Origin of the sequence: Aquisalimonas lutea (assembly GCF_030409225.1) — a bacterium.
GTDB lineage: Bacteria > Pseudomonadota > Gammaproteobacteria > Nitrococcales > Aquisalimonadaceae > Aquisalimonas > Aquisalimonas lutea.
The window spans coordinates 1952406-1978126 of sequence record NZ_JAUFPK010000001.1; the positions used below are offsets into that span (position 1 = coordinate 1952406).

General features: G+C 69.6%; 26 protein-coding genes. 9 read left to right on the forward strand and 17 right to left on the reverse strand.

What is annotated here, in order from left to right:
• Nucleotides 1-14 precede the first annotated feature (14 nt).
• Nucleotides 15-560, forward strand: a complete 546-nt coding sequence (locus QWY84_RS09125) for a hydrolase (RefSeq protein WP_290202272.1) — start codon at nt 15-17, stop codon at nt 558-560.
• 297 nt (nt 561-857) lie between these two features.
• Here the strand turns inward: QWY84_RS09125 and QWY84_RS09130 are convergent, their stop codons facing one another.
• From QWY84_RS09130 to QWY84_RS09180, 11 genes are all read right to left on the reverse strand, one after another.
• Complete coding sequence (locus QWY84_RS09130; RefSeq protein WP_290202273.1) at nt 858-1319, reverse strand: FKBP-type peptidyl-prolyl cis-trans isomerase; 462 nt, start codon at nt 1317-1319, stop codon at nt 858-860.
• Between the two features lie 110 nt (nt 1320-1429).
• Nucleotides 1430-1867: a DUF1841 family protein gene (locus tag QWY84_RS09135; protein WP_290202274.1), complete on the reverse strand. Its 438-nt coding sequence runs from the start codon at nt 1865-1867 to the stop codon at nt 1430-1432.
• 133 nt (nt 1868-2000) lie between these two features.
• Complete coding sequence (gene nth, locus QWY84_RS09140; protein ID WP_290202275.1) at nt 2001-2636, reverse strand: endonuclease III; 636 nt, start codon at nt 2634-2636, stop codon at nt 2001-2003.
• Nucleotides 2637-2889: 253 nt separating this feature from the next.
• A complete protein-coding gene (locus QWY84_RS09145; RefSeq protein WP_290202276.1) occupies nt 2890-3597 on the reverse strand; it encodes an electron transport complex subunit E in 708 nt (235 codons plus the stop codon).
• 3 nt (nt 3598-3600) lie between these two features.
• Nucleotides 3601-4242 carry an electron transport complex subunit RsxG gene (gene rsxG, locus QWY84_RS09150; protein WP_290202277.1) on the reverse strand — a complete coding sequence of 214 codons (642 nt, stop codon included), beginning with the start codon at nt 4240-4242 and terminating at the stop codon, nt 3601-3603.
• A gap of 2 nt (nt 4243-4244) precedes the next feature.
• Entirely contained in the window at nt 4245-5279 is a 1035-nt protein-coding gene (locus QWY84_RS09155; protein ID WP_290202278.1) for an RnfABCDGE type electron transport complex subunit D, read from the reverse strand.
• Between the two features lies 1 nt (nt 5280).
• Nucleotides 5281-6834 carry an electron transport complex subunit RsxC gene (gene rsxC, locus QWY84_RS09160; RefSeq protein ID WP_290202279.1) on the reverse strand — a complete coding sequence of 518 codons (1554 nt, stop codon included), beginning with the start codon at nt 6832-6834 and terminating at the stop codon, nt 5281-5283.
• Nucleotides 6831-7385, reverse strand: coding sequence for an electron transport complex subunit RsxB (rsxB, locus tag QWY84_RS09165; RefSeq protein ID WP_290202280.1), 555 nt, complete (start codon nt 7383-7385; stop codon nt 6831-6833). Before rsxB ends, rsxC begins: the two co-directional genes overlap by 4 nt.
• Nucleotides 7386-7847: 462 nt before the next feature.
• Entirely contained in the window at nt 7848-8429 is a 582-nt protein-coding gene (rsxA, locus tag QWY84_RS09170; protein ID WP_290202281.1) for an electron transport complex subunit RsxA, read from the reverse strand.
• A 93-nt stretch (nt 8430-8522) separates the two neighbouring features.
• A complete protein-coding gene (locus QWY84_RS09175) occupies nt 8523-10520 on the reverse strand; it encodes a TRAP transporter permease (RefSeq protein ID WP_290202282.1) in 1998 nt (665 codons plus the stop codon).
• Between the two features lie 102 nt (nt 10521-10622).
• A complete protein-coding gene (locus tag QWY84_RS09180) occupies nt 10623-11804 on the reverse strand; it encodes a TAXI family TRAP transporter solute-binding subunit (RefSeq protein WP_290202283.1) in 1182 nt (393 codons plus the stop codon).
• Nucleotides 11805-11976: 172 nt separating this feature from the next.
• Between QWY84_RS09180 and QWY84_RS09185 the strand changes: the two genes are divergently transcribed.
• The 4 genes from QWY84_RS09185 (at nt 11977) to arsB (ending at nt 15066) form a co-directional block, all read left to right on the forward strand.
• A complete protein-coding gene (locus QWY84_RS09185) occupies nt 11977-12798 on the forward strand; it encodes a lysophospholipid acyltransferase family protein (RefSeq protein WP_290202284.1) in 822 nt (273 codons plus the stop codon).
• A gap of 98 nt (nt 12799-12896) precedes the next feature.
• Nucleotides 12897-13232: a metalloregulator ArsR/SmtB family transcription factor gene (locus QWY84_RS09190; protein ID WP_290202285.1), complete on the forward strand. Its 336-nt coding sequence runs from the start codon at nt 12897-12899 to the stop codon at nt 13230-13232.
• Nucleotides 13233-13260: 28 nt separating this feature from the next.
• The gene (gene arsC / locus QWY84_RS09195) at nt 13261-13674 is read left to right on the forward strand and encodes an arsenate reductase (thioredoxin) (protein WP_290202286.1); all 414 of its coding nucleotides are present in this window, start codon (nt 13261-13263) and stop codon (nt 13672-13674) included.
• A gap of 285 nt (nt 13675-13959) precedes the next feature.
• Nucleotides 13960-15066 (forward strand): ACR3 family arsenite efflux transporter, encoded by a 1107-nt coding sequence (gene arsB, locus QWY84_RS09200; protein WP_290202287.1) that lies wholly within the window; start codon nt 13960-13962, stop codon nt 15064-15066.
• A 148-nt stretch (nt 15067-15214) separates the two neighbouring features.
• Here arsB and chrA read toward each other — a convergent pair whose 3' ends face one another.
• Genes chrA through QWY84_RS09215 form a run of 3 tightly spaced genes read right to left on the reverse strand, consistent with a single transcriptional unit; the run spans nt 15215 to nt 18551 of the window.
• On the reverse strand, nt 15215-16420 hold the full coding sequence (gene chrA, locus QWY84_RS09205; protein ID WP_290202288.1) for a chromate efflux transporter: 1206 nt from the start codon (nt 16418-16420) through the stop codon (nt 15215-15217).
• Nucleotides 16421-16422: 2 nt separating this feature from the next.
• On the reverse strand, nt 16423-17367 hold the full coding sequence (gene argF, locus QWY84_RS09210) for an ornithine carbamoyltransferase (protein WP_290202289.1): 945 nt from the start codon (nt 17365-17367) through the stop codon (nt 16423-16425).
• A 2-nt stretch (nt 17368-17369) separates the two neighbouring features.
• Nucleotides 17370-18551, reverse strand: coding sequence for an acetylornithine transaminase (locus tag QWY84_RS09215; protein WP_290202290.1), 1182 nt, complete (start codon nt 18549-18551; stop codon nt 17370-17372).
• Between the two features lie 314 nt (nt 18552-18865).
• Here QWY84_RS09215 and grxD point away from each other — a divergent pair, with 314 nt between their 5' ends.
• Together grxD and QWY84_RS09225 are read left to right on the forward strand one after the other, a co-directional pair.
• Nucleotides 18866-19201 carry a Grx4 family monothiol glutaredoxin gene (gene grxD / locus QWY84_RS09220; RefSeq protein ID WP_290202291.1) on the forward strand — a complete coding sequence of 112 codons (336 nt, stop codon included), beginning with the start codon at nt 18866-18868 and terminating at the stop codon, nt 19199-19201.
• A 293-nt stretch (nt 19202-19494) separates the two neighbouring features.
• Nucleotides 19495-20118, forward strand: coding sequence for a superoxide dismutase (locus QWY84_RS09225; protein WP_290202292.1), 624 nt, complete (start codon nt 19495-19497; stop codon nt 20116-20118).
• A 400-nt stretch (nt 20119-20518) separates the two neighbouring features.
• On the opposite strand, the gene rnt is transcribed toward QWY84_RS09225, so the two are convergent.
• Nucleotides 20519-21190, reverse strand: a complete 672-nt coding sequence (rnt, locus tag QWY84_RS09230) for a ribonuclease T (RefSeq protein WP_290202293.1) — start codon at nt 21188-21190, stop codon at nt 20519-20521.
• Nucleotides 21191-21222: 32 nt separating this feature from the next.
• Nucleotides 21223-22254 (reverse strand): dihydroorotase, encoded by a 1032-nt coding sequence (pyrC, locus tag QWY84_RS09235; RefSeq protein ID WP_290202294.1) that lies wholly within the window; start codon nt 22252-22254, stop codon nt 21223-21225.
• Between the two features lie 131 nt (nt 22255-22385).
• Between pyrC and QWY84_RS09240 the strand changes: the two genes are divergently transcribed.
• Nucleotides 22386-22820: an acyl-CoA thioesterase gene (locus QWY84_RS09240; RefSeq protein ID WP_290202295.1), complete on the forward strand. Its 435-nt coding sequence runs from the start codon at nt 22386-22388 to the stop codon at nt 22818-22820.
• A gap of 248 nt (nt 22821-23068) precedes the next feature.
• Here the strand turns inward: QWY84_RS09240 and QWY84_RS09245 are convergent, their stop codons facing one another.
• Nucleotides 23069-24169: a Zn-dependent alcohol dehydrogenase gene (locus QWY84_RS09245; protein ID WP_290202296.1), complete on the reverse strand. Its 1101-nt coding sequence runs from the start codon at nt 24167-24169 to the stop codon at nt 23069-23071.
• A gap of 315 nt (nt 24170-24484) precedes the next feature.
• Between QWY84_RS09245 and QWY84_RS09250 the strand changes: the two genes are divergently transcribed.
• A complete protein-coding gene (locus QWY84_RS09250; RefSeq protein WP_290202297.1) occupies nt 24485-25693 on the forward strand; it encodes an argininosuccinate synthase in 1209 nt (402 codons plus the stop codon).
• Nucleotides 25694-25721: the final 28 nt, after the last annotated feature.

Below are 25721 nucleotides of genomic sequence, written 5' to 3' on the forward strand. Positions count from 1 at the left end.
GAGGAGGGTTGCCCATGCAGATGCGTGCAGAGACATCGTGCCTTCTGGTGGTGGACGTCCAGGAGCGTCTGGCACCGGCCATCCATGGCGGCGACGAGGTCACGGCCAACGCCGCCTGGCTGATCAAGCTGGCGCGGGAGGTGGATCTGCCCGTGCGCGTGACCGAGCAGTATCCCCAGGGGCTCGGCCCGACGGTGGAGGCGGTGCGCGCGCTGGTGCTCGACGACGAGCTGCTGCAGAAGGTGCACTTCTCCTGCATGGAATCCGACAGCATCCGGCGGCACCTGGCCGCCCTCGGGCGGCGGCAGATCATCATGGCGGGCACCGAGGCCCACGTGTGCGTGCTGCAGAGCGCCCTGGGGCTGGTGCGGGAAGGCTACGAGGTGTTCGTGGTCGCCGACGCGGTCTCCAGCCGCAAGCCGCGGGATGCGGAGCTTGCCCTGGAGCGCATGCGCACGGCGGGGGTGCACGTGGTCAGCCGCGAGATGGTGGCCTTCGAGTGGCTCCACCGCGCCGACACCGACCTGTTCCGTCACGTGCAGCGCCGCTATATCCGATAGGCGGGCACCGTCGCCGCCGTGGCTCGGGTCCGTGTGCCGCAGGAGCGACGTGCGTCGCGACTATTGCAGAGCGGGTCAACGGACCGAGGTCGGGGCTGAAGCCCCTCCCACACGATTCTGCAGCGGGCTTCGCCGGAGCCACGTAGGAGCGGCGTCAGCCGCGACCGTTGCAGAGCGCTGGTTCTCTGGAAAAGTCGCGACTGACGTCGCTCCTACAGCCACCTCAGGCCCACAAACAAACGGGACGCGGCCCCTGAAGGCCGCGCCCCGCTGCTGACTGACCTGTGCGCCGAGCGCTCAGTGCGCGTGGCCGTGTTCCTTCTCTTCGTCCGTGGGTTCGCGGACTTCCACGACCTTCACCTCAAAGTTCAGCGGCACGCCGGCCATGGGATGGTTCGCGTCGACCGTGACATCGTCGCCATCAATGGCCGCGATGGTGACGATCTGCTCGCCGCCCTCGGCCTGGGCCTGGAACTGCATGCCCACCTGCAGCTCGTCCACGCCCTGGAACAGGTTGCGCGGCACCACCTGGGTGAGGTCTTCACGGCGTTCCCCGTAGGCCTCTTCCGGCGGGACCCGCACGCTGACTTCCTCGCCCTGGCTCTTGCCTTCCAGGGCCCGCTCCAGACCGGGGATGATGTTGCCGGAACCGTGCAGGTACGCAAGCGGCTCTTTGCCCTCGGACGTATCCAGGACGCTGCCGTCTTCGTCCTTCAGCGTGTAGTCGATGGCAACGACCTTGTCCTTAGCAATCTGCATTAGGGAAAACCTCTGACTATGAATGAATAGTCCATGATACGTGCCCGTGCGCGATCACGCAAAAATTTTTTCCCTTGGCGGACAATGGCTTCGGCGCCGCCGTCAGCGCGTCACGGCTTTTTCGGCAGCAGCCGCTGCAGCGCCTCCACGTACGCCTGCTCGTCGGGCATGCCGCCGCTGCTCTGGGCATGCCACAGGGCCTCGGCCAGGGGCTCCATCATGCGGTGCTCGGCTTCCAGGTGATCGCCCAGGCGCCGGGTCAGGGCCGTGTGTACCGCCTGCACGCCGGGCGGGCGGTCCGTGGCCACCTGCTCGCGCAGGGCCAGGTGCAGTCCCATGTGCAGGAACGGATTGGTGGCACCGTCCTCGGGCGTCCAGTCGCCGCCCAGCGCCGCCTCGTCGTTCTCGAGCAGGTGGTGATACTCCGGGTGCTCCGCCACCACCTCGCCGATCATGGCCTCCAGCGGCGTCACCGTCTCGCTGTTGCGGTACTTGCGCCAGGCCTCCAGGTACTGCCGGCGCATGGCGTCGCGGTCGTTGGAGAACATGATTCCGGGCCTGTGGGATGCATTGTGGGAGGGGCTTCAGCCCCGATCGATGCGGACAACCGATTCTCCGGAAAGTCGCGGCTGAAGCCGCTCCCACGGGTGACTGTGGCGTGCCGCTCCGGACATTGTGGCATCAATCCTCGGTCTTGTCCGGGTACTCGCACAGGTCGTGGATCACGCAGGCGCCGCAGCGCGGCTTGCGGGCGACGCAGACATAGCGACCGTGGAGAATGAGCCAGTGGTGGGCGTCGCGCAGGAACTCCCGCGGCGTCCAGCGCAGCAGCCGGTCCTCCACCTCCCGGACGTTCCGGCCGGGGGCCAGGCCGGTGCGGTTGGCGACCCGGAAGATGTGCGTGTCCACGGCGATGGTGGGTTCGCCGAAGGCGGTGTTGAGGATCACGTTAGCGGTCTTGCGGCCGACCCCGGGCAGGGCCTCGAGCTCGGCCCGGGTGCGCGGCACCGCGCCGCCGTGGCGGTCCACCAGGATGCGGCAGAGCTTCATGATGTTCGCCGCCTTGCTGTTGTACAGCCCGATGGTCTTGATGTGCTCCTTGAGCCCGTCCTCGCCGAGGTCGAGGATGGCCTGCGGGGTGCTGGCCACCGGGAACAATCGCGCCGTCGCCTGATTGACGCCGCGATCGGTCGCCTGGGCGGACAGCACTACGGCGATCAGCAGCTCGAACGGCGTCGAGTAGTTGAGCTCGGTGGTGGGCTCCGGGTTGTGCTCCCGCAGCCGCTGGAAGATGGCCCGTCGTTGTTCCTGGTTCATGGTATGTCCGTCGTGGAGGTTGCCCGCCGTAGGAGCGACGTCAGTCGCGACCGTTGCAGAGCATCTGCGCTCTGGAGAAGTCGCGACTGACATCGCTCCTACGGCCACGGCGTGCGGTCCCCTGGTCGTCGGGGCTGAAGCCCCTCCCACAAAGGCCCCGGAACCCATTGGGTGGATGTGGGAGGGGCTTTAGCCCGACCTGCTCGGAATCAGCCTCTCTGCAATGGTCGCGACTCACGTCGCTCCTACGGTTTCATGAAGCTGTCTGCTGCGGCTCGCCGCCCGGCTCCGCGGCGGGCGACCCGGCTGCCGCAGCCCGCCGCGCCAGATGCCCGTCGATGCCGTTCTTCAGCGCCACCAGCAGCCCCAGGCCGATGAATGCCCCCGGCGGCAGCAGGGCCAGCAGGAATCCCTGCTCCACCGGCAGGACCTGCAGGCCCAGTCCGGCGGCCCGCTCGCCCAGGAGCAGCTCGGCGTTGCGCAACAGGGTGCCGTGCCCCAGCAGCTCCCGCAATCCGCCCAGGGCGGTGAGCACGCCGGTGAACCCGAGTCCCATCATCAGCCCGTCGAAGCCGGCGGGTGCCGGCGTGGTGCGCGACGCGAACGCCTCGGCGCGCCCGAGGATGGCGCAGTTGGTGACGATCAGCGGTACGAAGATCCCCAGGATCCGGTAGAGATCGTGGAAGAAGGCATTCATGACCAGCTCCACGGTGGTAACGAACGAGGCGATGATGAGCACGAACACCGGGATGCGGATCTCCGGCCGGGCGGCCCGGCGGATCAGCGACACGGTGACGCCGGAGCCGACCAGCACCAGCGTGGTCGCCAGGCCCAGGGCCACGGCGTTGACCACGGTGCTGCTCACCGCCAGCAGCGGGCACAGGCCCAGCAGCTGGACCAGTCCCGGGTTGTTGTGCCACAGCCCCTGCCGGGCCAGCCCGGCGTAGTCGGTTGCCGTCATGGGTCAGTCAGCCTCGCCCGATGCCGTGAACAGCCGGTTGCGCTCTTCCCGGTAGTACGCCAGCGCCCGGGCCACGGCGCGAATCACCGCCCGCGGCGTGATGCTGGCGCCGGTGAGCTGGTCGAAGGCGCCGCCGTCCTGGCGCAGGGCCCAGTCCTCCCGTGGCGGATCACCCAGGCTGCGCCCGCGGAAGCCCCGGATCCAGTCGCTGCGCTCGGCCTCGATGGCGTCGCCCAGGCCGGGCGTCTCGTTGTGCTCCACCACGCGGACCCCGGCCAGCGAGCCGTCGCGATTGATGGCCACCAGCAGCTCGATGGGGCCGTTGTAGCCGTCCGGGGCGATCACGGTGAGGACCACCGCTTCGGGCTCGCCGTGGTCCCGGGCGCGATAGGCCGTCACGGGCTCATCGGTGCCCAGGCGCGGATCGCGTACCTGCAGGGTATCAGCGGCCGGGTTGTTGGTGTATCGCCGCGGCGGCAGTACGGCCTCGAGCTGTTCCAGGGTGCGTTCCTGGCGGCGCAGCTCGATGTGCTCGGCGGTGTGCTGATGGACGAACGCCACCACGCCCACGCCTCCTGCGGCCACCGCCAGCAGGAGGCCGCCTGCGCGCAGCATGGATGACACCAGCGTCCGGTCGAAGGCCATGGTCAGCCGCCCCCGTGACCGTAGATGCGCGGCCGGGTTGCGCGGTCGATGAGCGGCACCGCCATGTTCATGAGCAGAACGGCGAAGGCGATGCCGTCGGGGTAGCCGCCCCAGGTGCGGATGATCCACGCCAGCAGGCCGATGCCGCAGCCGAACAGCAGCCGGCCCCGGGGCGTGGTGGCGGCGGATACCGGGTCCGTGGCGATGAAGAACGCCCCCAGCATGGCGCCGCCGCTGAGCAGGTGGAACAGCGGCGACAGGTACTGGTCCGGGTTGAAACTCCAGAACACCAGGGCGGGGATCGCCAGGCCGAGCAGTACCCCTGCGGGGATCTGCCAGCGGATGACCCGCAGCCACAGCAGCGCCAGGCCGCCGGCAAGGAACAGCAGGTTGATCCATTCCCAGCCGCGCGCCGCCAGTACCCCGAAGGCCGGGCCGCCGCGCAGCTCGCCGATGGTCAGCGCCTCCCCGAGCCGGGTGCGGATGTGGTCCAGCGGCGTCGCCTGGGTGATGGCGTCAGGCTGAACCCCCGCGGGCCAGTGGCCGAGAAGGGTGATCTGCAGCGTCTGCAGCGGCCCGACCGCCGTCTCCGCGAACGGCGCGACGGCGGGCCACTGGACCATGGCCCGGGGGAAGGCGACGAGCAGGACGACGTAGCCGACCATGGCCGGGTTGAACGGGTTGTAGCCGAGCCCGCCGTAGAGATGCTTGCCGAAGATCAGCCCGAAGGCGACGCCGGTGGCGGTCATCCAGGCCGGCAGCAGGGGCGGCAGGCACAGCGCCAGGAGCACGGCGGTGACCACCGCGCTCCAGTCGCCCAGGAACAGCCGCACCGGCCGCCCGCGCAGCCGGAGCATGAAGGCTTCGCAGGCCACGGCGACGACAACCGCGACGACGACGTTGACCAGCACGCCCCAGCCGAGCACCGCGACCAGGGCCGCAATGCCCGGCACCAGGGCCAGCAGCACCCGCTGCATGACCAGCGACACGCGGTTGCCCCCGTGGATGTGCGGAGCCGGCGGCGTGGGCAGGCGCATGTCAGTCGTCGCCCCCGCGCTTGCGCTTGCGGGCCCGGGCGATGGCGGCCTGGATCTCCGCCTTGCGGTCGCCGCGCTCGTCCGCCCCGGCATCCGTCTGCAGGGCTTCCTTCTTGCGCCGGCGGCGCTCGGCCTGCTCCCGGCGTTCGCGCTCCAGCCGCGCCTGCCGGAACTCGTAGCGTTGCCGCGCCTGCTCGGCGAAGCGCTGCTGCTGCTCGGCGGCGCGGATCTCTGCCTTGGCACTGCGGTAGTAGCCCACCAGCGGCAGGTGGCTGGGGCAGACGTAGGCGCAGGCGCCGCACTCGATGCAGTCGAACAGCCCCGTTTCGGCCAGGGCCTCGGTATCCCGGGCCCGCGCGTGCCAGTAGAGCTGCTGGGGCTGCAGGCTCACGGGACAGGCATCGGCGCAATCGCCGCAGCGGATGCAGGGCAGGGCGGGTTCCGGCGCCGGGAAGCTGTACTCCTCGCCCACCAGGAAGCAGTTGCAGCCCTTGGTGACCGGTACCCGGTCGTGCTCCAGGGCATGGCCCATCATCGGCCCGCCGACGATGAGCCGGCTGGTGCGGCCGCGGTAGCCGCCGGCCGCCTCCACCAGGGCGCTGACGGGCGTGCCCAGGCGCACCCGCAGGTTGCGCGGGGCGCCGACACCGGTGCCGGCCACGGTGACGATGCGCTCGGTGAGCGGCTCGCCGAGGCAGACCGCGTCGTGGACGGCGGCCGCCGTGCCGGCGTTGTGGCACAGAACGCCGATATCCAGGGGGAGGCCGTCGGTGGGCACCTCGCGGCCGGTGAGCGACTGGACGAGCTGCTTCTCGCCGCCGGCCGGGTAGCGGACGGGGACGGGCACCACGCGGATGCCTTCGTCCTCCGCCCCGGCGAGCGCCTCGTGCAGCGCGTCCGCCGCCTCGCGCTTGGTCTCCTCCAGGGCGATGACGACCTCCTGCGCCCCCAGGATATGGCGCATGATGCGGATACCGGTGAGCACGGCCCCGGCGTGCTCGCGCAGGAGCACGTCGTCGCAGGTGATCCACGGCTCGCACTCGATGGCGTTGATGATCAGCAGCTCCACGTCGGCGCCGGGACGCGGGGTGAGCTTCACCGCGGTGGGGAAGGCCGCCCCGCCCAGGCCGACCACGCCGGCGGCCTCGATGCGTCGCCGCAGCTCGGCGGGCGCGCGCTGCGCCCAGTCGTGCAGCGGCTCGGGCGCTTCCGGGCTGCGGCGGTCCAGGCCGTCGGTGGCGATGACCACGCACGGCTCTGTCAGCCCGGAGGGGTGGGCGACCGGGCGGTCCTCCACGGCGACCACGGTGCCGGAGGTCGGCGCGTGTACCGCGGCGCTGAACTCGCCGGGCGCGCGTCCGATGCACTCCCCCCGGCCGACCGTGTCCCCGGCGGAGACGACGGCCCTGGCCGGGTCGCCGCCGTGCTGGGTCAGCGGAACCACCAGCTCCGGCGGCAGGGGCAGCGCGCCGATCGGGTCCCCGGTGCTTGCGGCCTTGTGCGTGGGCAGGCGCACGCCGCCGGGGAAGCCGAACAGGGACGCGGAGCCGCTCATGCCGCGTGGTCGGGCGTATTGCTGGGGCGCGGCCACTGCCAGTTGCGGGTGGTGGTGGCAACGGGGCGCATGTGGATGCAGTCCACCGGGCAGGGCTCGACGCACAGGTCGCAGCCGGTGCAGAGGTCTTCCACCACCGTGTGCATCTGCCGCGGCGCGCCGATGATCGCGTCCACCGGGCAGGCCTGGATGCACAGCGTGCAGCCGATGCAGCGGTCCTCGTCGATCCAGGCCACCGTGGCCTGCTCCTTGGCCTCGCCGTAGTCCGCGTTCAGCGGTTTCGGCTCCCGGTCCAGGAGATCGGCCAGGGCGCGGACGGTGGCCTCGCCCCCCGGCGGACACTGGTTGATGTCCGCCTCACCCCGGGCGATGGCCTCGGCGTACGGACGGCAGCCGGGGTAGCCGCATTGGGCGCACTGGGTCTGGGGCAGCAGCGCGTCGATGCGCTCCACCGCCGGATCCGACCCCGGCTGCAGGCGCACGCTGGCGTATCCGAGCAGGAGCCCGAAGCCGGCGGCGATGGTTCCGATTGCCATGATTGCGGTGAGCATAGCGCCCCAGGCGTAGTGTTCAGTTGGCAGTTTTCAGTTTTCAGTGCGAGCGCGCCGGACGCGCTGTTGCCGACCAGGACCGTAGGAGCGACGTCAGTCGCGACCGTTGCTGAGCATCCTCTTCCCTGGAAAGTCGGGGCTGAAGCCTCTCCCACAATGCTCCGGCCCGGAACCCGGGCAACTGATGTGGGAGCGGCTTCAGCCGCGACTGCCCGCTGTACCGGATTTCTCTGCAACGGTCGCGACTCACGTCGCTCCTACCACGACATCCTGACCAGCCCGAGAACCCGTGAAGGCCAGGGACAGGATGCCCGCGGTGACCGGTCGCGGCTGAAGCCGCTCCCACAACGGCCTGCGGCATGCCAGGCCGGAGCCGTGTAGGAGCGGCGTCAGCCGCGACCTTGCAGTGCATCGGCTCTCTGGAACGTCGCGACTGACGTCGCTCCTACGACGCTCCTGCCATTACATCTTTACCAGCCCCGAGAAGCCCATGAAGGCCAGGGACATGATGCCCGCGGTGACCAGTGCGATGGCCGCGCCCTGGAACGGCACCGGGACATCGGCCACGGCCAGGCGCTCGCGCAGGCCGGCGAACAGCACCAGCACCAGGGCGAAGCCCATGGACGCGCCGAAGCCGTACAGCGCCGAGGCCGCGAAGCTGTGCTGCTCCTGGACGTTGAGCAGGGCCACGCCCAGCACCGCGCAGTTGGTCGTGATCAGCGGCAGGAAGATGCCCAGCACCCGGTGCAGCAGCGGGCTGGTATAGCGCACCACCATCTCCGTGAACTGCACCACGGCCGCGATCACCAGGATGAACGCGATGGTCCGCAGGTACTCCAGCCCCAGGGGCGCCAGGACCCAGGTGCTCACCAGGTAGCTCACCACCGATGACAGCGTCAGCACGAAGGCGGTGGCCAGCGCCATGCCCAGCGACGTTTCCACCTTGCGCGAGACGCCCATGAACGGGCACAGCCCGAGGAACTGGGTCAGCACGAAATTGTTGACCAGCACGGTGGCCACCAGGATCAGGGCGAGCTCGGACATGGCTCCGCTGCGGATGATTTCGGCTCGGCACGATCCGAGCATCGTAGTACATTGCGGCGCCGCCCGCGAAGGCTGCGCCCCCGTGGCCCGCCATCAGCCCGCCTGAATGCCCTGCGCACGCCGGCCCGTCCACAGCGCCAGCGCAATGCCGGGGACCAGCATCACCGCGCTGATGGCGAGCATCTGGCCGTTGCTCAGGGCCACGGGGCCGCCCCCGGGCACGGCGATGGCCACCCCGGCGATGACCAGCATGATCCGGATCGGCCACTGCAGTACGGCGCTGGCGCAGAGGCTTCCCACGAAGATCAGATAGCCCTGCAGGGCGCTGGCGATGAGCAGGACCCCGACCAGCGCCTGCGCCATCACCACCACGATCTCCGCGGCCGATCCCTGCAGGATCAGCGCCGGGTTGAGCACGAACAGGAACGGGATGAAGTAGATTACGCTGCCCAGCCGCATGGCCTGGAGGCCGGTCTCCATGGGCCGCGATCCGGCGATCGTGGCCGCCGCGAAGGCGCCCAGCGCCACCGGCGGCGTGATGAAGCTGAGCATCCCCCAGTAGAGGATGAACAGGTGCACCGCCATGGGGTTCATGCCGGCGCCCTGGATCAGCGCCGGGGCCAGCGCCACGGCCAGGAAGATGTAGGCCGCGGTGACGGTCATGCCGATGCCCATGATGAAGCTGGTCAGGGCCCCCATGAGCAGCAGCACCAGGGTGCTGCCGCCGGCCAGGAAGATGAGGTCGTTGGCGATGGTGCCGGACAGGCCGGTCATGGACAGGGCCCCGACCAGCAGGCCGACGCCGGCGAGAATGGCGATGAGCTCGGCGAACAGCTTGCCCGCCGCGGAGAAGAAATCCAGCACCTCCTGCCAGCCCCAGCGCTGGTAGGGCAGGATCTGGTTGATCACCAGCAGCAGCGCCGTGGCGTAGAACGGCGCGATGGCCTCGCGCCGGAGGAAGAACAGCATCCAGATGAGCAGGATGAACACGAAGATGAAATACCAGCCTTCCTTCAGCGTGCGCTTGAGCGGGGGCAGCTCCGCCGCGGGCAGGCCCTTGAGGTCGTGGCGGGCGGCATAGGCGTCGATCTGGATGAACAGTCCCAGGAAGTAGAGGATCGACGGCACTGCCGCCGCCAGGGCGATGTGTCCGTAGGGGACGTTCAGGAACGTGGCCATGACGAACGCCGTCGCGCCCATGACCGGCGGCATGAGCACGCCGCCGGTGGACGCGCAGGCTTCGACCCCGCCGGCATACGAGCGGCTGAAGCCCACGCGCCGCATGGCCGGGATGGACAGCACCCCGGTGGTGAGCACGTTGGTGATGACGCTGCCGCTCATCGAGCCCATGAGGCCGCTGGAGAAGATGGCCACCTTGGCCGGGCCGCCGCGGACGTGGCCGAGGAGCCCGAAGGCCAGGTTGATGAAGAACCGCCCGCCGCCGGTGTGCTGCAGCGCCACGCCGAACAGCAGGAAGCCGATCACCAGGTTGGCGAACGCCTGCAGCGGGATGCCCATGATGCTCTCGCGGCTCATGGCGTGATACATGGCCGTCTGGGAGGGGGTGGCCGGGAAGCCCTGGATCGGGCCGGGCAGGTCCGCCGTGACAATGGGGAAGATGCTCGCCAGGGCGACGATGACGCCGATGGTCCAGCCGCCGGCCCGCCGGGCGGCCTCCAGGACCACCACCCAGAACAGGAAGCTCACGTACACCGCGTAGTCGGGTGCGCCGTACTCCCAGCCGCGGTCCACGATGGGTGCGGCGTTGTAGGCGAAAAAGCCGCACACCCCCGCGGCGAACAGGAACAGCGCGGCGTCGTACAGCGGCACACCGTCCCGCCGGGCCCGGCCGCTGGCCGGCCAGAGGAGGTAGACCAGCGGCAGCATCAGCGTCACGACGGTGTAGAAGAACTGGCTCTCCCGCCGCGTGAACACGGTGAGCAGCCCCAGGTTGAGCAGGTAGTCCAGCGTGATCAGCGTCAGGACCAGGGTGGCGAGCCGCGGCACCCAGGGCCAGTAGCCGTTGAGCGTGCGTACCCCCGAGATGGCCTCCGGATCCGGCGCCGTTGCGTGCGCGTCGGGCTGGCTCATGCGGTCACCTGCGTCGGCTGGCTGGGTCAGAATAAAACCGCCCCGGCCCGGGCGTGCATACGGTGGTGCGCGCCCGCGCCGGGGTGGTCGGTCACTGGGATATCAACGAAACACGGGAGCCATGTCCTTGGCTTCCAGGGCCTCGGCGCGTGCCTCCAGCCAGCCGTCCTTGAAGGCCTCTTCGTCCTGCGGCGGGTTGTTCGCCACGTAGTCGCCCCAGGCCTGGCGGATGGTGCGCTGGCGCTCCACCAGGTGGTCCTGATGCGCCTGCATCTCGTCGGTCCAGTGACCGATCTCCTTGTAGTACTCCACCACCGCCTCGTGGAACGGGATGACCCACTCCATGTTCTGGTTCTCCAGCGCGTAGCCCTCGTTGCCGGGGGCGGCATCCCTGTACTTGTCGTGCTCCTCGATGAGCACCCGGACCAGGTTGCGCACCAGCTCGTCGTCGGTGTCGCTGTTGGCCACCAGGATGGGGTAGGGGTAGCCGGCCCCGATCCAGGGGCTGTCCTCGCCGTAGTCCTCGCCGGCCACCGTGGTCACCTCCTGGGGCTGGAAGTACGGCGCCACCTCCCGCAGGCGCTGCCAGCCGGCCTCGTTGTCGGGGTCCAGGCGCGGCCAGGTAATGCCCCGCGGGCTGGCGGCGAGCTGCTGCGCCGGGGGCGCGACGGTCATGGTGAAGCCGGTGTCCGTCTGGTTGCCGACGATGCCCTCGAAGGCGCGCCCGTAGCCCGGGAACTCCACCCGCTCGACATCGTCCCAGGTCAGGCCGCCGAAGGCGAGAAAGGCCTCCGTGCCCACGTTCAGGGCGTCGTCGCCGCGGATGTAGGACACCCGCTTGCCCTCCAGGTCCGCCGGGGTTTCCACGCCGATGTCCCCGGCCACGGCGACGCCCAGGCCGAAGCTGGCCGTGGAGGTGGCGATGACGCGGATGTCCTGCGGGCCCCAGTCCGGGCCGGAGAACATGAGCACGCCCTCCGCGCCGAAGTAGGCGGCAATGCCGCAGGCGCACAGGTTCACGCGGCCGGTCTTGAGCGGGGTCATGCGCGCCACGTCGTTCTCGCCGGGCAGGATGCGCACGGCCGTGTCGTATTCCTGCTGCAGCATGTTGCCGATGGAGGCCATCTGGGTGTAGCCGGCGGAGCCGGTGCCGTAGGCCGTCATGGCCAGCGTATCGGGTAGGTCGATGGCGCTGTCCGGGAAATCGACCTCGGCCCCGGCCTGGGATCCCAGGGCGACAACGGCGGACAGGGCGCCGGCGGCAATCGTTCGTCTGGTGGGCATGGTCTCTCCTCCTTCGTGGTGGTTGTTGTTGTCGTTTCTGAAAGGCTATTCCGTTTAGCGGAATTTCGCCAGATCGGCCCTGGGATGAAGGCGGCCACCGGCAGCGCGCGCGGTATTACCCGAAGCCGGTCGTTGCCGTAGAATGGGCCCCTGTTTTCGTCAGGGAAGGGCCATGCGTACTATTCGCCGCCTCATTCGCATTCCGGTGCTGTCCGTCCACGTGGTCATCGGCGTGATCGCCATCGTGTCGGCCACCGGCTGGGACCGGCTCCGCGGGAACCGGCTGCATCAGGGGCTCGCCCGGCGCATGCAGATCTTCTGGTCGCGCAGCATCTGCCGGATCCTGGGGGTGCGCCTGCACGTCCACGGGGAGGCCATGGCGCAACCCCCGGCCCTGGTGGTCAGCAATCACCTTTCCTGGCTGGATATCCTGGTGATCACGGCGTACTGGCCGGTGTCGTTCCTCAGCAAGTCGGAGGTGCGCTCCTGGCCCGGCATCGGTCCGGCGGCCACGGCCCTGGGGACGCTGTACATCGACCGCGGCGCCCGCAACGCCTCGGCCCAGGCCAACGAGGTCATGGCGCAGCGCCTGCGCGAGGGGCACAACGTAGTGCTGTTCCCAGAGGGCACCACCAGCTACGGGCGGGAGCTGCTGCCGTTCCGGCCGCGGCTGTTCCAGGCCGCCCTGGATGCGGGGGTGCCCATCCAGCCCGTGACCCTGCTGTATCTGGACACAGCGGGCGAGCCCAGCGTGCACGCGCCGTTCATCAACGAGGAAAAGCTCGTGCGCCACGTGATGCGGCTCGCCGGCGAGCCCCGCACGGACTGCCACGTGCGCGTGTGCCCGATGATCCCGGTGGAGGGCCAGCGGCGCCGGGACCTGGCGGCGGCCAGCCGCGCGGAGATGGCGCGCGCCCTGGAGCTGCCCGAGGCTGGTGGCGCCGAGGCAGGTACGAGCCAGGGCGCCGGCGAGGGCGAGCGCCTGCGCGCCTGACGTGCTCCCGTGACCGTTTCGTGACCGCGCCCGATACGGCTTGCGCCGGGCTGTGGGACGTCGTATTCTTTTAATTCCTTATATACGGATATCCATATATGCGTGACCCGGAGACATTCTTTCGCGCCCTGTCCGACCCGACGCGGCTGCGCTGCCTGCTGCTCCTGATGGCCGAGGGGCGGCTGTGCGTGTGCGAGTTCGTCCATGCCCTGGACCTCTCCCAGCCGCGGGTGTCCCGGCATCTCGGGCATCTCCGGGACCTGGGCATCGTCCTCGACGAGCGCCGCGGCCAGTGGGTGCACTACCGGCTGCACCCGGCGCTGCCGCAATGGGCGCACGACGTCCTGGAGGCCGCCTTCCAGGCGGAGGGCCTGCGTGACATCCGGCAGCGGCTGGCAAGCATGCCCGACCGCCCGTCGGCGGCCTGTGACTAGCGGAACAACGAACGAGCGGGGGAATGTGGTGAACATCCTTTTCCTTTGCACGGGCAACTCCTGCCGGTCGCAGATGGCCGAGGGCTTCGCGCGGGCACTGGGCGCCGACGGGCTCACCGTGGCCTCGGCCGGCATCGAGGCCCACGGGCTGAACCCGCGGGCCGTCGCCGCCATGGCCGAGGACGGCATCGATATCTCCGGCCAGGTCTCTACCCGGGTCACCGACGCCATGCTGGCGGGCGTCGACCGGGTGGTGACGGTCTGCGGCGATGCCGACGAGCAGTGCCCGATCCTGCCGCCCGATACCAGCAGGGTGCACTGGCCGCTGCCGGACCCCACCCGGGTCACGGGCACGGACGAGGAGATCAGCGCCGCGTTCCGGCGCGTGCGGGACGAGCTGCGGGAACGGGTGGAGGCGCTGCTGGCCGGGGTCGACGCATAGGCGCCGGATGCTCCGGACGCGTCGGGACTGAAGTCCCTCCCACACCGGGGTGTGTGTTCGGTGGCCGAATGATGGCGTCGCCCGTCTCCGGGGCGGCGGGTGCCGGCCTCGGCGGGAGCATCGCGACCCGAAGCCCCTCCCGCGCCGGTTGCGTGGTTCGCGGCCGAACCGGGGCGCTGCCGTTGGCCCTCGGGGGCCGGTGGTCCCCCTGGTGGGAGCGGCTTCAGCCGCGACATGACACGGCCTGCTGCAGCGCGAACGATCAACTTCCGGCAGGAGAGGACGATGAATACCACGCAAGAATCCGCCACCAGCGACGCCCCCGAGATTGTCGAGGGTATGGGCCTGTTCGAGCGTTATCTCACCGTCTGGGTGGCACTGGCCATCGTCGCCGGTGTCGCCCTCGGCCAGCTCGCTCCGGCCGTCCCGGACGCCCTGTCGCGCTTCGAGTACGCCCGGGTGTCGATCCCGGTGGCCGTCCTGATCTGGGCCATGATCTTCCCCATGATGGTGCAGATCGACTTCACGTCCATCCTCGGCGTACGCCGCCAGCCCCGGGGGCTGGTGATCACCACCGCGGTGAACTGGCTCGTCAAGCCGTTCACCATGTTCGCCATCGCCTGGTTCTTCCTGCTGGTGCTGTTCGAGCCGCTGATCCCCGGCCCGCTGGCGCGGGAGTACCTGGCGGGGGCGATCCTGCTGGGTGCGGCCCCGTGCACCGCCATGGTCTTCGTCTGGAGCTTTCTCACCCGCGGGGACGCCGCCTATACCCTGGTGCAGGTGTCGGTGAACGACCTCATCATGCTGTTCGCCTTCGCGCCCATCGTGGTGTTCCTGCTGGGGATCTCCGACATCGCCGTGCCCTGGAACACCGTCGCGCTGTCGGTGGTGCTGTACATCGTCATTCCCCTGGCCGCCGGCTATGCCACGCGCGTGGCGCTGATCCGGCGCAAGGGCGCAGACTGGTTCGACAACGTCTTCATGAGGCGCATCGGGCCCGTTACCCCCGTCGGCCTGATTCTCACCCTGGTGCTGCTGTTCGCCTTCCAGGGCGAGGTCATTCTCAACAATCCGCTGCACATCGTGCTCATCGCCATTCCATTGACCGTGCAGACGTTCCTGATCTTCTTCCTGGCCTACGGCTGGGCGCGGGCCTGGCGTGTGCCCCACAACGTGGCCGCCCCGGGCGCGCTCATCGGCGCCAGCAACTTCTTCGAGCTGGCCGTGGCCGCCGCCATCGCCCTGTTCGGCCTGCAATCCGGGGCCGCCCTGGCCACCGTCGTGGGGGTACTGGTGGAAGTGCCGCTGATGCTGGCGCTGGTGCGCATCGCCAACCGCACGCGCCACGGGTTTCCGGCGGCGCCCTCCGGTGTTCCGGAAGGTCGGGGCTGAAGCCCCTCCCACAGGCGAGGCATCCGGAGCGACCCTGGAGCGTGGGGCGGATCTTCAAGTCTGCCCTCCGCGTGTTCTGTGGGAGGGGCTTCAGCCCCGACTCTTCCAGCGCAATCGCCGCTCCCGCGACCGAGGGGGCGAAGTGACCCTAGAGGATGACGAATCCGGCCAGAGCACACGCGGGGACCAGCAGGTAGACCGGGACGCGCGTGGTCATGAGCGCCGCGAACGCGGCCAGGGCGATGGCCAGTTCCGGCACCCCGGTGATCCCCACGCGGATGACCGGATCCCAGAGCACGGCCCCCAGCAGGCCGACGACGCCGGCATTGATGCCGGCGACGCCGCGGCGGATCCATGCAACGTGCCCGAGCCGGCTCCACCACGGCAGCACGCCCACCAGCAGCAGGGATCCGGGCAGGAAGATGGCCACCAGGGCAGCGATACCGCCGAGGACGGGAGCCGGGTCGTAGACCTCCGCGCCCAGGTAGCCGGCGAAGCTGAACAGCGGGCCGGGCAGCGCCTGGGCGGCCCCGTAGCCCGCCAGGAACGTGCCGTGATCCATGCCTGCGGGTGCGGCGACCTCGCGCTCGAGCAGCGGCAGCACCACGTGGCCGCCGCCGAACACCAGGGAGCCGGCCCGGTAGACGCCGTCCACCAGGGCCGTGAGCGCCCCGGGGAACGCGCCGGCGAGCAGGGGCAGCCCGACGAGCCCCGCGGCGAACAGCACCAGGCTGGCCGCCGCCGTACGGCGGGACAGCGGGACGTGCAGCGCCGTCTCCGTGTCCATCCGCCGGCCCGTGACCGGCAGCAGGAACGCGAGGCCGCCGCCGAGCAGGAGCGCCAGCAGCTGTCCCGCCGGGGTCGGCCACAGCAGGGCCAGGGTCAGCGCCGCCAGGGTGATGACGATACGCGGGGCGTCCGGGGCCAGGGTGCGGGCCATGCTGATCACCGCCTGGGCCACCACGGCGACGGCCGCGAGCTTGAGGCCCTGCAGCCAGCCGGTGCCGTGGATGGCATCGGCCCCCAGGGCACCCACCGCCAGGGCCAGGGCGATCATGACGATCGCCGAGGGCAGGGTGAAGCCCAGCCACGCGGCGGCCATGCCGGGCAGGCCCGCGCGCACCAGGCCGATGGCCTGGCCCACCTGGCTGCTGCTGGGGCCCGGAAGGAACTGGCAGAGGGCGACGATCTGGCCGTACTGCTGGTCGTTGAGCCAGCTGCGGCGCGTCACCAGGGCATCGCGGTAGTAGCCCAGGTGCGCCACCGGGCCCCCGAACGAGCAGCATCCCAGGCCGAGAAAGACCAGGAAGACCTCCAGTGCCGGGAAACGCCGCAGGATCCCCGGGCCCGCCATGGTCAGGCGGGCTGCCGGCCGGTGTCGTCCTCCGTCGCCGTGGCGCCCAGGATCAGCGCCTCCAGCAGCGCCTTTTGGGCGTGCAGCCGGTTCTCCGCCTCATCCCAGACCACCGAGCGGGGGCCGTCGATGACCTCGGCGTCCACCTCCTCGCCGCGGTGGGCGGGCAGACAGTGCATGAACACGGCGTCCTCCGTCGCCCGGGCCATCAGGGCCTCGGTGACGCGGTAGGGGGCGAAGGCCCGCTCCCGGTGGCGCTGCTGCTCTTCCTGGCCCATGCTGGCCCACACGTCGGTGACCACCAGGTGGGCGCCGTCGGCGGCCTCGGCAGGGTCGCGGTGGACGCTCACGCGCTCGCCCGCCTGCGCCGCCAGCTCCGGATCCGGATCGTAGCCCTCGGGGCAGCCGATGCGGAGCCGGAAGTCGAACTGACGGGCCGCGTTGATGTAGGAGTTGCACATGTTGTTGCCGTCGCCGATCCAGGCCACGGTGCGGCCCTGGATGGAGCCGCGGTGCTCCAGGTACGTCTGCATGTCGGCGAGCACCTGGCAGGGATGGTAGCTGTCCGACAGCCCGTTGATCACCGGCACCGCGGAATACGCGGCGAACCGTTCCAGTGTCTCGTGGGCGAATGTCCGGATCATGACCGCATCCACCATGCGCGAGAGCACGCGCGCGGTGTCCTCCACCGGCTCGCCCCGGCCGAGCTGGCTGTCCCCGGGGCTGAGAAAGATGGCGTTGCCGCCGAGCTGCTGCATGCCGGCCTCGAAGGAGACCCGGGTCCGCGTCGACGACTTCTCGAACAGCATGCCCAGCACCTTGCCGCGCAGCGGCTCGTGGAGAACGCCCTGGCGGCGCAGCGCCTTGAGGTCCTGCGCGCGGCGCAGGAGCCGGTGCAGGGTCTCCGGCGTGGTGTCGCACAGGGTCAGGAAATGACGTGAATCCATGGTCAGTACCTCGTGTCGTGGACCAGGCCCTGGATGAGACCGGAGACCTGCTCGACGATACGGTCGGCGTCCTCGTCGGTGAGGACCAGGGGCGGCAGCAGGCGGACCACCGACTGCGCGGTGACGTTGATGAGCAGGCCCTGGTCCAGGGCCTGCTGGACCAGCTCGGTGCACGGCCGGTCGAGCTCGATGCCGAGCATCAGCCCGCGGCCACGGATGGCCTTCACGGCGGGCTCGTCGTCCAGGGCATGATGGAACCCGTCGCGCATGCGCGTACCCAGCCGGCCGGCCCGGGCGATGAGGTCGTCCTCGTCCAGCGCCCGGATCACCGCCAGGGCAGCGCTCGCCGCCAGGGGGTTGCCGCCGAAGGTGGAGCCGTGGCTGCCGGGGCCCAGGGTGTCCGCCGCCTCGCCCCGCGCCAGGCAGGCGCCGATGGGCACGCCGTTGCCCAGGCCCTTGGCCAGGGTGACCACATCCGGCACGACGTGCTCGTGCTGGCAGGCGAGCCAGGCGCCGGTGCGGCCGTTGCCGGTCTGGATCTCGTCCAGCATCAGCAGCCAGCCGTTGTCGTCGCAGCGCGCCCGCAGGCCTTCCAGGTAGCCGGGATGCGGCTCGCGGATGCCGCCTTCGCCCTGGATGGGCTCCACCAGCACGGCGACGATGTCCTCGCGGCCGGCGGCCTCGTCCACGGCCCCGAGGTCGTCGTAGGGAATGCGCTCGAAGCCCTCGGGCAGCGGCCCGAAGCCCTCCCGGGCGCGGTCGTTGCCGGTGGCCGCCAGGGTGCCGAGAGTGCGCCCGTGGAAGGCGCCGTCCATCACCAGGATGCGCGGGCTGGCAATGCCGCGCCGGCTGCCGTGCAGGCGGGCCAGCTTGATGGCTGCCTCGTTGGCCTCGGCGCCGGAGTTGCAGAAGAACACGCCGTCCATGCCCGCGCGCCGGCACAGCGCGGCAGCCAGCTCCTCCTGCAGCGGCACCTGGTAGAGATTGGACGTGTGCAGCAGCTGCCCCGCCTGCTCCCGGAGCGCCTCGGTGACCCGGGGATGCGCGTGGCCCAGCCCGCACACGGCGATGCCGCTCAGCGCGTCCAGGTAGGCGTTGCCGTCGCCGTCCCACAGCCAGGCGCCGCGCCCGTGGCTGAATGCCACCGGCAGGCGGCCGTAGGTATGCATCAGTGGATGGGCCATGGTGTCCCTGCTCGCAAAAACAAAAAGGCAGCGCCGGGGGAACCGCTGGCGCCGGTGGCCGGCGCCGCGACTCCCGACGGGAGCTGCCGGGAATCCTGGATTATAGAAAGCCTCCGCACAGCGGGCAAGTTACCGCCGTGGGGTGCTCCGGCCGGCGGGCCGTTTTCACCCGCCACGTCAATGGGTATACTGAATACATGATTCAGGCAGCGCGCGTTGGTCGGCAGCAACGCGGTCACGAGGGAACGGCGCGGTGAACGCCGGGGCGCCGGCGGTTCGTCGGGCCACGCATTCGACGATAACGAGGTTTGATAATGGACGAGGTTCAGGAAGCCATCAAGAAGCAGGTGGACAGCCACCCGGTCATTCTGTTCATGAAGGGAACGCCGCAGTTCCCGCAGTGCGGCTTCTCCATGAAGGCATCCCAGGCGCTGGCGGGCTGCGAGGCGGATTTCGCCTACGTGAACGTCCTGGAGGACGAGCGCATTCGCCAGGGCATCAAGGACTTCGGCAACTGGCCGACGATTCCGCAGCTGTATGTCAACGGCGAGCTCGTGGGCGGCTGCGACATCATCCTGGAGATGTACGAAAGCGGGGATCTCGAGCAGCTCGTCAGGAACGCGGGAGCCGCCCAGGGAAGCGGCGCCTGACGGCTGCAGCTCCGCTGCGGTGCGCAGACGCGCACGCAAATGGTTCAGTGTTTCCCGAGCCGAACGCCCCGGTCCCCGGGGCGTTTTTGCATTGCGTCCGGGACAGGGTGTTGAAAAGCGGCGGCCCCGTCCGCATGTTCCCGATACGGGGCGTGCAGGGCACGATGACGGCAGCTCGCGCACGTCCCGCGTCGGCGCCGGGAACCTCGGTACCAAACGCCAGGCCGGATTCGACGGGGTTTGGCCGGAGGGCCGGATCCTGAACGTGTTTTGCAACCGAAGGAGGCAGAATAATGGCTCACGAACTCCCCGAGCTTCCGTACGCGCACGATGCGCTGGAACCGCACATCGATGCCAAGACCATGGAGATCCACCACGGCAAGCATCACAACACGTACGTCACCAAGCTCAACGCCGCGCTCGAGAATCACCCGGACCTGGCCTCCAAGCCGGTGGAAGTGCTGATCCGCCGCATCAAGGATCTGCCGGCCGACATCCAGACGCCGGTTCGCAACAACGGCGGCGGCCATGCCAACCACAGCATGTTCTGGCAGATGATGAGCCCCAATGGCGGGGGTGAGCCGTCCGGCGAGCTGGCGGAGGCCGTCAAGAGCACCTTCGGCAGCTTCGATGCCTTCAAGGAGGAGTTCACCAACGCCGCGCTGGGCCGCTTCGGCTCCGGCTGGGCGTGGCTGGTGGTGGCCGGCGGCAAGCTGAAGATCACCTCCACGCCCAACCAGGACAGCCCGCTGATGGAGGACATCGCAGACGTGCCGGGCACGCCGATCCTGGGCCTGGACGTGTGGGAGCACGCCTACTACCTGAACTACCAGAACCGGCGTCCGGACTACGTGGCGGCGTTCTGGAACCTGGTCAACTGGGACGACGTGGCCAAGCGCTACGCCTCGGCCAAGTAAGCGCCGAGCCCGCGTGACCCCAAAAACCCCGCTCCGGCGGGGTTTTTTCGTTCGGGGTCGCCCGTGGTGCAGGAGGTGCCGTAGGAGCGACGTCAGTCGCGACGTTCCAGAGAACCTGTTTCCCGGCGAATCGGGGCTGAAGCCCCTCCCACATGGCGACGGGGAAGACCCTGCCGACAGGCGTTGTAGGAGCGGCTTCAGCCGCGACATTCCAGGGCATCAGGTTCTCTGGAACGTCGCGGCTGAAGCCGCTCCTACACGGCCTCGGTGAAGCTTGTTGCAGGATTCTGTGGGAGGGGCTTCAGCCCCGACCTTCCAGAGAACCGGGGTCATCTGCAACGGTCGCGACTGACGTCGCTCCTACGGGGTCCGCGCTCTTACCCGAAGCGGCTGTTCCCGGTTACGTGCCTTGCTCGGCACCGTTCTGCCCCGGAATCCCGATGTGGGCATCCCACCGGTTGACGATCTCGCAGAAGAGGTCCGCCGTCTTCTCGGCGTCGTAGACAGCTGAGTGCGCCTCCTGGCCGTCCCAGCCCAGCCCCGCGGTGCGCAGGGCCTTGGCGAGCACGGTCTGGCCGAAGGCCAGGCCGGCCAGGGTGGCCGTGTCGAAGCTGCCGAAGGGATGGAACGGGTTGCGGCGGATACCGCAGCGCTCCACCGCCGCGTTGAGGAAGTTCAGGTCGAACGTGGCGTTGTGGCCCACCAGGATCGCCCGGGTGCAGCCGGTGTCCCGCACTTCCTGGCGGATGGGCTTGAAGATGCGGCCGAGGGCGTCCTGCTCGCCGTAGGCGATGCGCAGTGGGTGATCCGGGTCGATGCCGTTGATCTCCAGGGACTTGGGATCGATGTTGGCACCCTCGAACGGGCGCACGTGCAGGGAATGGGTCTCCGCGCGGTAGAGCCGCCCCTGCTCGTCCATGCGCACGATCACGGCGGCGAGCTGGAGCAGGGCATCGGTCTGCGAATTCAGTCCGCCCGTCTCCACGTCCACCACCACCGGCAGGAAGCTGCGGAAGCGGCGGGCGATGGCGCTGGCCGGAGCCGGGGCGGTTGCGGAATCTTGCTCGGACATACGGATCGTCTCGCGAATGGTGGCGGATCGGCTCAGCAAAGGCGCCAGGGAACGGACGTGCCGGCGCGCAGCGGCACGATGCGCTGCCCGCCGAACGGGTAGTCCTCCGGCAGCGTCCACGGCTCGCGTGCCAGGGTGATGGTGTCCCGGTTGCGGGGCAGACCGTAGAAATCCGGGCCGAAATGGCTGGCGAACCCTTCCAGACGGTCCAGGCGGCCGGCCTGCTCGAAGATCTCCGCGTACAGCTCGATGGCCGCCGGGGCGGTGAAGCAGCCGGCGCAGCCGCAGGCGGCCTCCTTGTCGCCCCGGGCATGGGGGGCGCTGTCGGTGCCCAGGAAGAACTTCGGGTTCCCCGAGGTCGCGGCCTCCAGCAGCGCCCGGCGGTCGTCCTCGCGCTTGAGAATGGGCAGGCAGTAGTAGTGCGGCCGGATGCCGCCCACCAGCATGTGATTGCGGTTGTACAGCAGGTGCTGCACGGTGATGGTCGCGCTGACGTTGGCGGGCGCGTCGCGGACGAACTCCATGGCCGCGCGGGTGGTGATGTGCTCGCAGACCACGCGCAGGCGCGGGTGGCGCTGGAGCAGGGGGGCCAGGCGGTCGTCCAGGAAGCGCGCCTCGCGGTCGAAGATGTCCACGCCCTCGGTGGTGATCTCGCCGTGGATGAGCAGCGGCAGCCCCGCCTCGGTCATCGCGGCCAGGGTCTCGTCGCAGTGGCGCAGGTCCGTGACTCCGGCATCCGAGTTGGTGGTGGCCCCGGCCGGGTAGAGCTTGACGCCGTGAATGAAGCCGCTGGCCGCGGCTTCATCCACCGTCTCCGGGGGCGTGTTGTCCGTGAGATACAGCGTCATCAGGGGCTCGAACGCGCTGCCCGGCGGCAGCGCCGCGAGGATGCGCTCCCGGTAGCCCCGCGCCTGCTCCACCGTGGTCACCGGCGGGCGCAGGTTGGGCATGATGATCGCCCGGGCGAAGCGCCGGGCGGAGAAGGGCAGCACGTCGGCGACGACCTCGCCGTCACGCAGGTGTAGATGCCAGTCGTCGGGCCGGGTCAGGATGAGTCGGTCCATGCGTTTCGTGTCAGCGTGTCGGTGAAGGCCGCAGAGTATAACGCGATGGTAGCCCGATGGGGGCCTCGGATGCCCACGGATTGCCGGTGGATATGGTACGAATACCACCGGACGGGCAACCGGAGAACGGCATGGCACGGGACGACTTTCGCCTGCTGCACGCCGAGCGCGTGCGCTGGGGCGAGGCGGACATGCAGGGCGTGGTGTTCAACGCCCACTACCTGACCTATATCGACGTCGGCGTCACGGAGTACTTCCGGGCCCTGGCGGCGGACCAGGGCGATCCCCCGGTGGGCGGCGGCGATTTCTTCATGGTGCGCACGGAGCTGGATTTCTATGCCTCCGCCGAGTTCGACGACGTCATCGACATCGGCGCCCGCATCGTGCGTTTCGGCAGCAGCAGCGTGGAGTGGTGCGCCGAGATCCACCGCGGTGACAGCCATCTCATCACCGCGCGCATGATCTACGTCCACGCCGACGTCGACTCCCGCGGCAAGCAGCCCGTCCCGGAGGCCTTCAAGCAGCAGGTCGCCGCCTTCGAGCGGCTCCGGCCGGAAGGGGTGTAGGCGGTCGCGACAGGAAGGCTGCGTCGTGCAGTACCGTAGGAGCGACGTGAGTCGCGACCGTTGCGGGCACCTGCTCCTGATCTCGTCGGGGCTGAAGCCCCTCCCACAGCACTCCGCAGCAAGCCTTACCGAAGCCGTGTGGGAGCGGCTTCAGCCGCGACATTCCAGAGAACCGGAGTCATCTGCAACGGTCGCGACTTACGTCGCTCCTACAGCCGCATTCAGCCCGGGTTCAGGCCCAGCGGCGTTCACTCGAACAGGATCACCCCGCGGGCGTTGCGGCCGGCCTCCATGTCCGCGAAGGCCCGGGGCGCCTCCTCGATGGTGTAGCGCTGGCTGACCAGCTCGTCGAGGAGCAGCTGGCCGCCGGCGTACAGCCCGAACAGCCGCGGGAAGTCGTAGCGCGGCCGCGCGGAGCCGAACCAGCTGCCGCGGATGCCCCGCTCCTGGGCGGGCAGGGAGAGGGTGTTGATCCGGGTCATGTCGTCGCGGGGGGCGACGCCGACGATGATCACGGTGCCGCCCTTGCCCAGGCAGGCGTAGGCCTGCTCGGCGACTGCGCCGCGGCCGACGCACTCGAAGGCGTAGTCCGCGCCTCCGGTGAGCTTGCGCACGGCCTTCGGCGCCTTGTCGTCGGCCAGCACCGTGTCGGTGGCGCCGAACTGCCGGGCGGTCTCCAGCTTGTCCTCCGACATGTCCACGGCGACGATCTGCCGGGCGCCGGCGATGCGGCAGCCCTGGATGACGTTGAGCCCGACGCCGCCGGCGCCGAACACCACGGCGGTGCTGCCCGGCTCCAGCTGCGCGGTGTTGAACACGGCGCCGACGCCGGTCATCACGGCGCAGCCCACCAGGGCGGCGCGGTCCATGGGCACGTCGTCGGTCACGGGCACGACGTTGTTCACGTGCAGGGTGGCGTACTCGGCCATGACGCCGCAGCCGGAGAACACGTTCAGGGCGTTGCCGTCGCCGTCATGGGTGCGCACGGTGCCGTCGGGCAGGGTGGTCAGGGCGGAGTTCACCGTCTCGCAGAGCACCGGGCGGCCGGCGTTGCAGTAGCGGCAGGTGCCGCACATGCTCACGAAGGAGGTGATGACCCGGTCGCCGGCCTGGAAATCTTCCACGCCCTCGCCCACGGCGACCACTTCGCCGGCGCCTTCGTGGCCGAGCACCAGCGGCGGCGGGAAGGCGATGACGCCGGTGGCCGCGGACAGGTCGCTGTGGCACACGCCGCAGGCGTGCAGGCGGATCGTCACCTCGTCGCGGCGGGGCGGCTCCACCTGGATTGTCTCGACGCCGATGGGCTGGTTCCAGTCACGGCAGACGGCAGCGCGGGCGGTTCGGGTCATGATTCAGTTCTCCATTTTGTATCATTTCCGGTGAGTGTAGCAGGCATCGCGGCGCTGCTGTATGCCGCCGGCTTGCACTCGCGGACGCCAGGCCGGATCATTGCGGCAGTCCTCGTGGTCCCCGGCGTTTCGGGCGGATCAGGGGCCGCCGGTCGGGTGTTCCGGTCACGGACACGCTGTGAATCCATCCATGGACGCTCGACACCGGCCATCCATGGCCGGTGACGGTCCGTGACCGGAACCCCCGACCGGCGGCGTGCCAGGGTTCCACGATAGGTACACGCGGCTGATGCACGACATCCATGGGAGTGCTCCATGAGCAAGGTGAACAAGGTGGTGCTCGCCTATTCGGGCGGGTTGGACACGTCGGTCATCCTGGAATGGCTGAAGGATACCTACGACTGCGAGGTGGTGACCTTCACCGCCGATCTGGGCCAGGGCGAGGAGCTGGAGCCGGCCCGGGAGAAGGCGAAGCAGTTCGGGGTCAAGGAGATCTACATCGACGACCTGCGCGAGGAGTTCGCGCGGGATTTCGTCTTCCCCATGTTCCGCGCCAACGCCATCTACGAGGGCGAGTACCTGCTGGGCACCTCCATCGCGCGGCCGCTCATCGCCAAGCGGCAGGTGGAGATCGCCCGGGAGACCGGCGCCGACGCCGTCGCCCACGGGGCTACCGGCAAGGGCAATGATCAGGTGCGCTTCGAGCTCGGCTACTACGGCCTGGAGCCGGGCATCAAGGTGATCGCTCCCTGGCGCGAGTGGGATCTGCTCTCCCGGGAGAAGCTGCTGGCCTACGCCGAGAACAAGGGCATTCCCATCGAGGGCAAGAAGGAGGGCGGCTCGCCGTACTCCATGGATGCCAATCTCCTGCACATCTCCTACGAGGGCGGCGTGCTGGAAGACCCCTGGGCGGAGGCCGAGGAGTCCATGTGGCGCTGGTCCGTGGCGCCGGAGGATGCCCCGGACCGGCCGCAGTACGTGGAGCTCACCTTCCAGGGCGGTGACTGCACCGCCATCGACGGCCAGGCCATGACGCCGGCGCAGATCCTGTCGAAGCTCAACGAGCTGGGCTGCGCCCACGGCATCGGGCGGCTGGACATCGTCGAGAACCGCTACGTGGGCATCAAGTCCCGGGGCTGCTACGAGACCCCCGGCGGCACCATCCTGCTCAAGGCGCACCGGGGCATCGAGTCCATCACCCTGGACCGCGAGGCGGCGCACCTGAAGGACGAGCTCATGCCGCGCTACGCCACGCTCATCTACAACGGCTACTGGTTCAGCCCGGAGCGCGAGGCGCTGCAGGCGGCCATCGACCAGACCCAGCAGGTGGTCAACGGCGTGGTCCGGCTCAAGCTGTACAAGGGTGGGGTCTCGGTGGTGGGCCGCAAGTCCGAGACGAACAGCCTGTTCGACGCCCGCATCGCCACCTTCGAGGACGACGCCGGCGCCTACGACCAGAAGGACGCGGAGGGTTTCATCAAGCTCAATGCCCTGCGCCTGAAGCTCCAGGCCGGGCGGCGCTGAGACCCGGCCTGATTTCCTGAGAGGACGG